Genomic DNA, 11,142 nt, shown 5'->3' with positions numbered 1-11,142 from the left:
GCAGGACGCCGCCAGGCAAAACAGGAGAACAGCGGAAGCTGTTCTTTTTCTTTCGGAATCATCTTCCATGAGAAAGAGCTTGATTTTTGGAAAACCTATAAGGAAAAGGCAGGGTGCTGCACAGACACCTCCTCTTATATAGATAAACACCGCCTGAATACAATTCAGGCGGTGTTTTTGTATTTAAATTGTGGGACACTCTTGAAATTAACATTAGAACTTATTATTTACGCAACTCACATTGTGCTGATGTCAATCACAAACCGATACTTCACATCTGAAGCTAATACGCGTTTATAGGCTTCGTCAATTTGGTCGGCCGAAATGATTTCAATCTTGGGAACAATATTATGTTTTCCGCAGAATTCCAACATTTCCTGAGTCTCACGGATGCCTCCAATCATTGAACCCGCAAATGAACGACGGTGACCGATGAGAGAGAACACATTTACTGACAATGGCTCTGCAGGCGCACCAACGTTTACTAGAGTACCATCCAGCGTTAACAGTGAGAAGTAAGCATTAATGTCGATTTTTGCACTTACCGTGTTAATAATTAAGTCAAAGGTTCCGGCAAGTTTTACGAATGTTTCTGGGTCGCTTGTGGCATAGTAATTTTCAGCACCAAATTGTAATCCATCTTCTTTTTTACTTAAGGTTTGTGACAGAACAGTGACTTCCGCACCCATCGCATGTGCAATCTTAACGGCCATGTGACCAAGACCGCCCATACCAACAACCGCTACTTTTTTGCCCGGGCCAGCTCCCCAATGGTTTAGTGGCGAATATGTTGTAATGCCTGCACAAAGTAATGGTGCTGCGACGTCAAGCTCAATGCTATCAGGAATTCTGACTACGAAATCCTCCGTTACGACAATGTGGGTAGAATAACCGCCTTGAGTAGGCTCGCCGTATTTGTCAACACCAGCGTAGGTAGGAACATTTCCTTTAAGACAGTATTGTTCTTCTCCTTTACGGCAGTTCTCACATTCGCCGCAGGAGTCAACCATACACCCGACTCCTACCCGGTCACCGACCTTGTACTTTGTGACCTCGGCTCCTATATCTGTGACAATTCCCGCAATCTCGTGTCCAGGTACGAGAGGATAGTTCACGGGACCCCATTCGCCATGAGCAGTATGGATATCAGAGTGGCATATGCCTGCATACTTAATTTCAATCAAAACATCATGCAAATCCAAATCACGTCGTTTAATTTCGGCTGCTCGAAACGGTTTGTCTGGACCGTCAACAGCTCGTGCTTTAGCAGTTACCATAAAAAATCCTCCTATAATGTATATTTTTCAAGAGAATGCGCCTGTACCAGGTATAAATGAATAAATCAGGTTAAAAATATTTTCATTCATTTCCATCTCTGCTTTTTTCTCTTGCAAAACAATGTTAATCCCTATAGTTAACTCTAGGTCAAGTGGATAGCTTATATTTTTTAAAAGATTCCCGCCCATACAGATTTCATATCATACTATCAGTATAGCCCTATAGCTAGCTGCCTTCTTTTTTAGTAAGCATATCCCCGTTAAGCAGAGTCCATTTCTACTTTCCCTATAAGTGATTTTGACACTCAGCAAATACCGTGGTAAAATTTCTGAAAAACATGGAGTTAACTCGAACTTTAGATATTTGAAAAGAGGAGACAATGATGAGAACATATTCTATCAGCGAGGCTGCAAAAAAATTGAATCTTACGGTGTATACCTTGCGTTACTACGACAAGGAAGGACTTATGCCTTTTGTAGAACGGACACCGAGCGGAACACGATTGTTTAAAGAATCAGATATCGGCGCTTTAAAAATAATTGAATGTTTAAAAGCCACCGGGATGCCTATTAAGGAAATTAAAAGTTTCATTGATTGGTGTTCTGAAGGGGATTCCACCTTGCAGCAAAGATATGACATGTTTATGGAACGAAAAGCTAGTGTAGAAGCACAGATGGAAGAACTAAGAAAAACAATGGAAGTCATTGAACATAAATGTATGTATTATAAGACTGCATTGGATGCAGGAACGGAAGATATCCATAAAAACGATAAGGTAGGGAGTTCCATTACTAATTAACAGAAAACCACCTATATTTTATAGACACTATTATAAAATATAGGTGGTTTTTGTTTGTATCATTTACTGCCGATTACGTAATTAGTTATTTGTTTCATAGGCCGAGTTATGATTTTACCTGCCACAACATTTTCAGGGATACTAATGGCTGAGCTACTGCATCTGCAATGTCACTTGACTATCAGTGTCAGCAGGAATATTCTCTACCATCCCAGTGAACCTCTTCAACAAATCTGCAGCTCCTGTTTTCCCCGATGATTTACTTATCACAGCCTGTAACATAGGAACTTGTTTTTCTTCTTAATTCGATAGTTAAAATTTGACACCGTACAAGGCACATACGTTACACTTATATTCGGATGAAATAACTCGAAATTTCTGATCATTTATCAATCTATTTTTATCAGATGGGTTGATTGTGTCATAAAGCCAGGAGGGACGGAACGGATGAACCAGCTACATCCTGAGATTGATAAAATTCTTCAAAATATTGAACAAGTGATAGCGGGCAAACAGGAGGTGGCAAAACTAACACTGGTGGCGCTTCTCGCCGAAGGCCATGTGCTGCTTGAGGATGTGCCCGGTGTCGGAAAAACCACGATGGTCAGGGCAATGGCAAAGTCCATTAGCGCAGAGCTGCGAAGAATCCAGTTTACACCGGATTTACTTCCATCCGATATTATGGGTGTATCGATTTATAACCCGCGCGATATGGACTTTCAATTTTACCCGGGTCCGATTATGGGGAATATTATCCTCGCCGATGAAATTAACCGGACGTCGCCTAAAACCCAGTCTGCGCTTCTCGAAAGCATGGAGGAAAACAGCATTACAGTGGATGGTACAACGCACGTGCTTGAAAAGCCGTTTTTTGTCATGGCTACACAAAATCCGGTCGAATATGAAGGCACTTATCCTCTGCCGGAAGCCCAGCTTGACCGATTTTTATTAAAAATGAAAATGGGCTATCCTACTTTAGAGGAAGAAATAGACGTTTTAAAGAGAGCTCAAAATGTGCCGCCTATTGAAGATCTTCAGCCGGTTGTCAGCCTTCCGGAACTCCGGCAGCTGCAGCTCGATATTAAAGGTGTTTATGTAGATGAATCCGTCAGAAGGTATATTGCTGAACTTTCTGCGGCCACCCGTTCTCACAAAAGTGTTTTCCTAGGCGTCAGCCCCCGCGGTTCCATTGCTCTCATGAAAGCCTCACAAGCGCTGGCTTTTATGCATAACAGAGACTATGTGCTTCCTGACGATATACAGTATCTCGCTCCGTTTGTTTTTACCCACCGGATTATTTTAAAACCAGAATCCCGTTTTGAAGGGGTAGATGTCGAAAATGTAATTGAGCAATTGTTGAGCCTGGTTTCAGTGCCGGTTCAAAGGCACGTGGCCGAATGAGCAGGGCATTCTCGAAAACAAAAGAATTCCGCCGATTCCTAATTTTAATGGGGCTGACTGTTCTTGCTTTTTCGTATGCAATGTTTCAAGGAGGATTTGTCAGCTGGTTCTTATTTTACAGCTTTCTTCCCATCGTTTTTTATGCGTTCATGTTATTTTTCTATCCTTTTTCCTTTAAAGGTGAAAGAACATTTTCTAAACAAGAGTTTCTTTTCCAAGAGCAGGTCCGCGTTCAAATCACACTTTCAAGGAAAAACCGATTCCCACTTTTTTATATCATTGCAGAAGAAATGATCAGCAGCTCCTCCTTACTCTCTGGACAGCAGATAAAGAAGGTCATAGTTCCTGGGTTTAAAAAAAAGCTGGCGTTGGGCTATGAGATCAGCCGGATGCCGAGAGGAGAACACCACTTCACGGGAATTCGTGTAAAAACAGGCGATTTATTCGGCCTTATTGGAAAAGAAAAACAGATTCCAACCGAAAATAAAATAGTAGTGTATCCTTCTTTCGAAGAGCTTCAATACCGCCCGATTTCTGGTTCGGCTGGTCAAGGCTCTGCGATGACAGCAAGGGTGTATCAAAACCAGGACACTTCTATGTCTGTCGGCATCCGCAGCTATCAGCCGGGTGACCGATTATCCTTGATCAACTGGAAAGCCACGGCGAAACGTAACAGCTTAATGACGAAGGAGTTCGAACAGTACCGGTCTCACGATGTCATGATTGTGATGGATTGCACGCCTTCAGCGCAGTTTGAAACAGTTGTTTCGTTTACGGCTTCTGCTATTAAGGGCATCATCCGGTCAGGTGCACAAGTCGGGCTGCTGACAGCAAGCGATAACGGCCGCAGTTTTGCGATTCGCGGCGGCGAGGGACAGGAGCAGCAGCTTTTTTACCACCTGGCGACCATTAAAGAGGCAGTTATTGTTTCTTTTGCAAAAGTCCTGGAAAATGAAACAGCGTTTATCCAGCAGAGCCGTACTCTTTTGCTTGTGACTGCGCAGCTGACTGAGAAAGTGATCGAACGAGCCCGCTATTATGCAAGTCAGGGCCAGTTCGTAATCGTCTTTTTGGCTGCCGGCAGCCAGATTGCTTCGGAACACAGGCTGGTTCAGCAGGAACGCGGGATTAAAGTGTGTATGGTACATAAAGGTCAATTTGCGAAGGCCTTTTCGGAGGTGAGCAGGGCATGAATCAACAGCGTACAAAGTGGACGATTGATTCTTTTCTTTTGCATGTTCTCAGCTTTCTGCTTCTATGGGAGTGGCTGCGTCCGGTCGAACAGTTAACCGGTACAAACCCGATCGGCTTTTTTGTTGGCTTTATTGCGGGATCACTGCTACTGGCTTTTTTAGGAGTGCCCCGCCTAGTCTCTGCTGTTTTAAAAATGGTCTATATACTGTTTTGTATTCAATTTATTCATTATGGCAGCTTCGGCGTGATGATGAATTTGTTTTTTGACGATGTGATTCAGAATACCGGATTGATATTAAAAGGCCGGTGGACGGAGCTGTCCGATCCAATCCGGACGCTGCTGTTTTTTTCTCTTTTGTTGATTACTGTGTATTTAATTCATTATTGGCTGATAATTCGAAGTAATATTCTGTTCTTTTTTTTCGCTACAATTGTGTTTATTACGGTTTTAGATACGTTTTCTCCCTATTCGGCACAAACAGCGATCATCCGGTCCGTTTTGGTTGGTTTTGTCCTGATGGGAATATTGGCTTTCCGGCGGCTGACAGACTCTGAAACGATTTCCAGACAAAGGATGATGAAGCTGAAATGGATGGTTTCGGTGGCCGTCTTCGTTGTCGGGAGTGCAGCTATTGCCTTTGCTGCTCCTAAAGCAGACCCTGTCTGGCCTAATCCCGTTCCCTTCGTGAAGTCACTGGGCGGTTCAGGCAATACGTCGACAGACGAAACAGGGGGAGGTGGATTTCGTTCCGATGATTCTGAGCTTGGCGGTCCGTTTCTGCCTAGTAGTGAAGTGGTCTTTACAGCCGAAGTAGAAGAAGAGCATTATTGGAAGGTCGATACGAGAGATGAATACACCGGCAAAGGGTGGATTTCCTCCAATCCAGACGAGCAGCCGCTCACTTTCAGGCGAAGGGTACCGCCTTCCCTTTTCTCTTTTACAGAGGAAGTCCCTTCAGAGGAAAGGACAAGCATTGTCTATAACGAAGAAGATTATGGCTATATCCCATATCCGCACGGCCTGGAGAGAATTGAAGCAGCGTCCTCCTACCGATACGAGCTGAATGAGGGGAACGGTAAAATCACAGCAATCAACGGGGATGAACAAGAAGCGCCTGCATCATATTCCGTTCAGTATAAACATGCTTCTTTCCGGGCAGAAGAACTTCAAAACAGTTCGTTAGAGGAAGCCGACTCTTCTTTTCAAGCCATTGCCGACAGGTACACACAGCTTCCCGAAAATATACCGCCACAGATAAGAGAATTGGCGCTGGGTATCACAGAAGAGCATGAAACATGGTTTGAGAAAGCAAAAGCGATTGAAGCCTATTTCAGCTCCAGCGGCTTTACGTATGAGCAGGTGGATGTGCCTGTTCCGTCACAAGGTGAAGATTACGTGGCCCAGTTTTTATTTGACACGAGACGCGGCTACTGTGACAATTTCTCAACCTCGATGGCTGTTATGCTAAGAACGATTGACATCCCTGCCCGCTGGGTAAAGGGCTACACAGAAGGAACTTACCTGGAAACGACAGAATCCGGAAATCAGCTGTATCAGGTAACAGGTGAAAATGCGCATTCATGGGTTGAAGTGTTCTTTCCGGGTATCGGCTGGGTGCCTTTTGAACCGACACAGGGGTTTACGAATGCAGCGGTTCCAGAATTAGAGGAAATACCTCAAACACCTGTAAACGAAGAAACATCGACTGAAACACCGGCCGAAACGCCAGAACAGCCTGCAGTGGAAGAACCGACACAGGCAGAAGAGGATCTTGGTGAAGATTCTGGAGAAGCGTCGGAGGCAACTATAGAATCATTTCTGAAAACGAATTGGAAAACCACTGCTTTTCTGGCTGGAGCGGCGCTTATTCTTGCTGCACTATGCTACCGGTACCGGAGAAAATGGCTGCCTTTCTATTACATTTTCATGTTTAAACAAAAGAAAGAGGATCAATATTTCCCACAAGCATATCTTGTTCTTCTTGCCCAGCTGGACCGCTCTGGACTGAAGAGAAAAAAAGGCCAGACGCTGAGCGGCTATGCGAAGGAAATCGACACTCATTTTTCCAGCAGCACAATGAGCGGTCTTACCGCCCATTATGAGCAATATTTATACAGAGACCGCCTTCCGAATGGCACATGGAACCATGCAAGAAATGAATGGGAAAGCCTTATGAAGAAAACCAGTTCTTAAATGGGTTACGAAGCTTTTTCTAAAAAAGCTGTCAGGTTCTACAGGCTATTTACACCCCCGCAGATGGTCGGCCGTTTTCGTAATTATCCGCCTAGATAGGGGGAGAGGTTGCTAGTTCAACCCCGTTAGGAATCAGAAAGCTAGCGTCCTTTGTATCTTTTTAAAAAGCTTGCTGTTATTGGAACTTTGCTCGTTTGTACAAATGCCCACAGGGCAGGCAGCGCTTTTAGACATAAAGGAAGAATTAAACTTCTTGAAAAAGCTACTAAAATACGATAAAATTATCCGCATAAAATAGTTTGTATAAAGGGCTTGAGCAGGTGTTTGTCACGGTTGAGGCGTGATAGACGGTTACGGATGGTTAGCCCCATCCTGTAACATGCTGGGGCTCTTTTTGTTTTTCCGGTCATTTAATTACCGCAATTATACAGTTTATTTCGAGAGTTAATAATAAAAATTTTCAGGGAGTTCGTGTTATGGATAAAGAAATCGTGAAAGCCTATACGACAACTGAAGTGGCTGCGATATTAGGTATCTCCCAGAGTACTGTGCGAAATTATAGTATCGCACTTGAGAAACATGGATACGTAATCGCGAAACCAAAGAGATCTCGTGTGTTTGTTGAGCAGGATGTTGCAATTTTAACACAAATGAAAGAATTGAGAGCCTCATCTAAATTACCCATTAACGATATAGCGGGTATGCTGGGCGCTGCACCTATTGTGCTTCCAAACGAAACGGCTGAAATTGAAGTGCAAAACAACGCCGCGTCGAATGAAATATTGACTGCTATAATGGAAGAATTTACTGCTATCAAAAAAGAGAATGCAGAATTAAAAAAAGAACTTAAGCGTAATATGGATCATATTAATGTAGTCATATACGAAGTCCGAAGAACAAGCAGTCTGCTGTTTAAAGCCTTATCTGACCAGCCAGAACAAAAAAGAAGAGGGCTTTTTGGGAAAATAAAGTGATATTGCTGAATTCCTTTCATACCTTTTAAAACTCTCATTGGAGAGGGGGGTTAACGGAAAAGATTATCTCTTTAGAGATGGTCTTTTTTGTAGGGAATTTTTTGTTGAAAGAGAACAGTGTGTATAACAGAATTTTCCATAATCGGTAGTCTGATTTAATGGATTAATTTTGAAAGCGTTAAACAAATTCTTTTCGCTGAATCAATCTTATAACGGACTAGGAAAAACAAAAAGCTAGCACATGACTATAAAAATTTTACTTAAAACCCACTTCAAGTATTGAAGAAATAAGCGAGAGGGATTATGATTTATTAAAGCGCTTTCATTTTGTGCTTTATTGAATAAAAAGTGACCTATTTGACTACATAAGCAGTTTATCGTGCATCAAAATAAAAACTTAAATCTAGAACAATCAAGGGGGCTAAACATGTTGCAAGTAAATATGCATTATGTCAAAGCAGCGGCTCATCATGCAAATGAATTGAAAAAAGTTTTAGATATCCATGGCTCATATGAAAGAAGGCACAGAGAAATAAAGTCTGTTGCTCATTATATTTATTTGTTAAAAAACAGACTGGACCAGGAAGAAGACAATGCTGGGCTCCTGTCAGATTGGGAAAATGCTGAAAAAAGAGCGCGCCGATCCCAAAGATTAATTAACTGGGATGCATCTGAAGTGGCGATAAAAAGTGAAGTTGGATGGCTAACTCTTATGATTGAACGAATGGAGCTTGCTCTTAGTGGAACTAAGCCGGTATTAACGAATGATGAAAAGCAACAGTTCGAGCTAGAAATGATTCCTAAAAAACAAACTGTTTAAAAGCAGCTGATCGTTCTTTATTTAAATTGGATAGAGAATATGGATTCCGGTTGTCTTGCAGCATTAAGAACATTAATGGAAAAAGGACAGGAACTGAAAGGAAGTATATAAAAAGGCGTAAAGGGGATCTTTACGCTTTTTTAAATTTCCCGTGCTGGTACAGCTGAACCATTTTTTTGAGTTCAGGTGTAAATGTTCCACGGATTGACCAACAGACAATGGAGGTGAACTATATCATAAGTAACGGAGAAAACTAGAGGGCAGCCGTTCACTGGTAATGACAAAGCAAATCCTTAACTCCTTGAGGAATGTAGCTTAAGGATTTGTTTTTTGCGTTTTTAAGGTATTGTGGATGGACCTCTCACTTCTTATCAGCTTTTAAATAGCTTATAACTAGGATAATAATAGTAAATAAATATTTTAATCTACAAACAATAGTGTTATACTATTTTATATTTATCATTTAATAGAGTTATACTAATTAGGGTGATGATTGAATAGTGATATTCTATTTTTGCTTGTAATGGATCTGGAAAAGAAGGATGACTAGGCTGTGCTCTGGCTTGCTGTGGCGTCTAAGCAGGAGCGCCTGCATCATTTCTACAAATCTTAGGGGATAAGGAAGGGTATAATGAGCAGCAGACAGAAAAAAACAGACGTTATCTTAATTGGTGCTGGAATCATGAGTGCAACTTTGGGAACAATTCTGAAAGAATTAGTACCGGACTGGAACATCAAAGTATTTGAGAAGCTTTCAAAAGCAGGAGAGGAAAGTTCTAACGAATGGAACAATGCGGGAACGGGGCACGCGGCACTGTGTGAGCTGAACTACACGGTCGAAAAACCGGACGGCTCTGTAGACATCAGCAAAGCCATCAACATTAATGAACAATTTCAAGTGTCCATGCAGTTTTGGTCTTACCTTGTAAAGAGCGGGCTGTTACATAATCCAGAGGACTTTATTATGCCATTGCCCCACATGAGCTTAGTGCAGGGAGAAGAAAATGTAACGTTTCTAAAAAAGCGTTTTAAAGAGCTATCAAATAACCCGCTGTTCCAGGGGATGGAGTTTTCCGAGGATCCTAAAAAACTGATGGAATGGATTCCGCTTATTATGCAGAACCGCGCAGCGGATGAACCGATAGCGGCAACTAAAATTGACTCTGGTACAGATGTCAACTTTGGCGCTTTAACACGCCTGCTGTTTGATCACTTGAAAAGCAAAAACGTTGATTTACACTACAACCATAGTGTGAATGATCTTAAACGTACGAGCGACGGCTCGTGGGAATTGAAAGTGCGGAACCTTGACAGCGGTACGGTTGAATCCCATACGGCGAAATTCGTCTTTATCGGAGGCGGGGGAGGAAGCATACATTTACTGCAGAAATCCGGTATTCCGGAAGGGAAACATATTGGGGGGTTCCCGGTAAGTGGAATCTTTATGGTGTGCAATAATCCGGACGTTGTAGCGCAGCATCATGCAAAGGTATACGGCAAAGCGAAAGTTGGTGCTCCTCCAATGTCTGTGCCGCATCTTGACACACGATTTATCGACAATCAAAAATCACTGCTGTTCGGGCCGTTTGCCGGCTTTTCACCGAAGTTTTTAAAAACTGGTTCAATGCTTGATTTAGTCACTTCCGTAAAACCGGATAATCTCTTAACCATGCTGTCGGCGGGGGCTAAAAATATGTCATTAACAAACTACCTAGTCCAACAAGTGATGCTGTCAAAAGAAAAACGGATGGAAGAGCTGCGTGAGTTTATCCCGAATGCCAAAAGCGAGGATTGGGATTTAGTCGTAGCGGGACAGCGGGTACAGGTGATCAAAGATACGGAGGCCGGTGGCAAAGGAACACTGCAATTTGGTACGGAAGTCGTGAGTGCAGCTGATGGGTCGATCGCTGCATTGCTTGGCGCTTCTCCGGGTGCTTCTACAGCCGTTCACGTTATGCTTGAAGTAATCACAAAATGCTTCCCTGAACAGATGAAAGAATGGGAACCGAAAATTAAAGATATGATTCCTTCTTATGGCGTGTCGCTAATGGAAAACCCGGAGCTGCTGCATGAAATTCACACTTCGACAGCACAGGTGCTTGGCTTGAGTGAAAAACAGCCATCCTTTAGTTAATCCTATATATGTAGAAACAAAAAAGCGGATAATGCAGATCAGCAGGATAAAGCTGCAAAGAAATCAATCGGTCTCGTAGTAAATGCGTACAGGAAAGGAAAGAAAGTATATCTTTACTGCAGGAAGCAGCCGTACAGGCAGTCCACCCAGGAATCCAGGTAAAAACGGTATTGAAAGATATATTAACCTCGCTATATCTGGACGCGTAGTGTAAAGGAAAAGGACAAATTTATAAAGAAACAATAGGATGTTGAAAAGTGTATTGTTAAATCAGCTAAAACCGCCTTAAGGCGGTTTTTTTATGGTTGGGCATACAGCTTTGTCATCATCAAGTTTACCTATACTTTG

The 11,142-nt window shown here is 42.5% G+C and carries 8 protein-coding genes; 7 read left to right on the top strand and 1 reads right to left on the bottom strand.

The genetic code is table 11. The annotated features are described in order from the left end of the window. Positions 1-236: 236 nt before the first annotated feature. A complete protein-coding gene (locus tag L2D08_RS13170; protein WP_242234304.1) occupies positions 237-1,277 on the bottom strand; it encodes an NAD(P)-dependent alcohol dehydrogenase in 1,041 nt (346 codons plus the stop codon). A 383-nt stretch (positions 1,278-1,660) separates the two neighbouring features. Between L2D08_RS13170 and L2D08_RS13165 the strand changes: the two genes are divergently transcribed. From L2D08_RS13165 to L2D08_RS13135, 7 genes are all read left to right on the top strand, one after another. Next, entirely contained in the window at positions 1,661-2,077 is a 417-nt protein-coding gene (locus L2D08_RS13165) for a MerR family transcriptional regulator (protein ID WP_242234301.1), read from the top strand. 447 nt (positions 2,078-2,524) lie between these two features. Then, positions 2,525-3,478 (top strand): AAA family ATPase, encoded by a 954-nt coding sequence (locus L2D08_RS13160; RefSeq protein WP_242234300.1) that lies wholly within the window; start codon positions 2,525-2,527, stop codon positions 3,476-3,478. Continuing rightward, entirely contained in the window at positions 3,475-4,671 is a 1,197-nt protein-coding gene (locus L2D08_RS13155; RefSeq protein ID WP_242234299.1) for a DUF58 domain-containing protein, read from the top strand. Before L2D08_RS13160 ends, L2D08_RS13155 begins: the two co-directional genes overlap by 4 nt. After that, positions 4,668-6,866: a transglutaminase TgpA family protein gene (locus L2D08_RS13150; protein ID WP_242234298.1), complete on the top strand. Its 2,199-nt coding sequence runs from the start codon at positions 4,668-4,670 to the stop codon at positions 6,864-6,866. Before L2D08_RS13155 ends, L2D08_RS13150 begins: the two co-directional genes overlap by 4 nt. A 476-nt stretch (positions 6,867-7,342) precedes the next feature. Further along, on the top strand, positions 7,343-7,840 hold the full coding sequence (locus tag L2D08_RS13145) for a MerR family transcriptional regulator (RefSeq protein ID WP_242234297.1): 498 nt from the start codon (positions 7,343-7,345) through the stop codon (positions 7,838-7,840). A gap of 427 nt (positions 7,841-8,267) precedes the next feature. Beyond that, complete coding sequence (locus L2D08_RS13140; RefSeq protein WP_242234296.1) at positions 8,268-8,660, top strand: hypothetical protein; 393 nt, start codon at positions 8,268-8,270, stop codon at positions 8,658-8,660. Positions 8,661-9,291: 631 nt separating this feature from the next. Further along, on the top strand, positions 9,292-10,794 hold the full coding sequence (locus L2D08_RS13135; protein ID WP_242234295.1) for a malate:quinone oxidoreductase: 1,503 nt from the start codon (positions 9,292-9,294) through the stop codon (positions 10,792-10,794). Positions 10,795-11,142: the final 348 nt, after the last annotated feature.

It is taken from the genome of Domibacillus sp. PGB-M46 (genome assembly GCF_022668875.1).
Taxonomy (GTDB): domain Bacteria; phylum Bacillota; class Bacilli; order Bacillales; family Domibacillaceae; genus Domibacillus.
This window is presented reverse-complemented; position numbering and strand designations above follow the sequence as displayed.

What these genes read in the sequence shown, in the direction of transcription:
- L2D08_RS13170 (WP_242234304.1), bottom strand. Translation starts at nt 1,277, where the DNA reads ATGGTAACTGCTAAAGCACGAGCTGTTGACGGTCCAGACAAACCGTTT.
- L2D08_RS13165 (WP_242234301.1), top strand. Translation starts at nt 1,661, where the DNA reads ATGAGAACATATTCTATCAGCGAGGCTGCAAAAAAATTGAATCTTACG.
- L2D08_RS13160 (WP_242234300.1), top strand. Translation starts at nt 2,525, where the DNA reads ATGAACCAGCTACATCCTGAGATTGATAAAATTCTTCAAAATATTGAA.
- L2D08_RS13155 (WP_242234299.1), top strand. Translation starts at nt 3,475, where the DNA reads ATGAGCAGGGCATTCTCGAAAACAAAAGAATTCCGCCGATTCCTAATT.
- L2D08_RS13150 (WP_242234298.1), top strand. Translation starts at nt 4,668, where the DNA reads ATGAATCAACAGCGTACAAAGTGGACGATTGATTCTTTTCTTTTGCAT.
- L2D08_RS13145 (WP_242234297.1), top strand. Translation starts at nt 7,343, where the DNA reads ATGGATAAAGAAATCGTGAAAGCCTATACGACAACTGAAGTGGCTGCG.
- L2D08_RS13140 (WP_242234296.1), top strand. Translation starts at nt 8,268, where the DNA reads ATGTTGCAAGTAAATATGCATTATGTCAAAGCAGCGGCTCATCATGCA.
- L2D08_RS13135 (WP_242234295.1), top strand. Translation starts at nt 9,292, where the DNA reads ATGAGCAGCAGACAGAAAAAAACAGACGTTATCTTAATTGGTGCTGGA.